The following is a 511-nucleotide window of genomic DNA, read 5'->3' as shown; positions in this document are numbered from 1 at the left end:
CGCCAGGTCCGATGGCCACCCCAACCCTACACTCCGGCCAAGGCCGGATTTTCCAACACCTCCGTGGACGTTACCCGCCGCTAATGCCGGTGGTGAATGGTGATACGTCCCCATGAGCGCCGCTCCTGGCCGCTCCTGACCGCTCAACCTCCGAGGTACCCATGAACGCGATTTCGCAGACGATGGCAGCCCTGCGCCAACCCGAGATCATCACCCGGCTTGACCTCTCCTTCGCCGGCCTGATCACCACGGCCGAAACCGACGAGACACTGACCAAGGATCAGCAGCGCATCTGGTCATCGGACCTCCGAACGGCCGCGACCATGCTGGGAATGTCGCCGGAAGCGGTGCCCTGTGACGTCATCTGGCTGAACCAGCACCTGTTCCGGAAGACCTGCACCGACTTCGGCAAGAGCTACGACCGTTTCCGCAACATTGGCCTTGCCCCGCCTTTACGGACAGTGTTGCACGGCTGAAGCAGCCGCCTGGAACGCCGCCACCTTCTGCTCTG

At 63.2% G+C, this 511-nt stretch carries 1 protein-coding gene; it reads left to right on the top strand.

What is annotated here, in order from left to right; translation table 11 throughout:
* The first annotated feature begins 182 nt into the window (after positions 1-182).
* Positions 183-476: a hypothetical protein gene (locus JMJ56_RS33275; RefSeq protein ID WP_236039083.1), complete on the top strand. Its 294-nt coding sequence runs from the start codon at positions 183-185 to the stop codon at positions 474-476.
* Positions 477-511 lie beyond the last annotated feature (35 nt).

The organism is Belnapia arida (assembly GCF_016773205.1).
Taxonomy (GTDB): domain Bacteria; phylum Pseudomonadota; class Alphaproteobacteria; order Acetobacterales; family Acetobacteraceae; genus Belnapia; species Belnapia arida.
This window is presented reverse-complemented; position numbering and strand designations above follow the sequence as displayed.

Excerpts from the sequence above, each read along its gene's own strand:
- JMJ56_RS33275 (WP_236039083.1), top strand. The coding sequence starts at position 183 with ATGGCAGCCCTGCGCCAACCCGAGATCATCACCCGGCTTGACCTCTCC.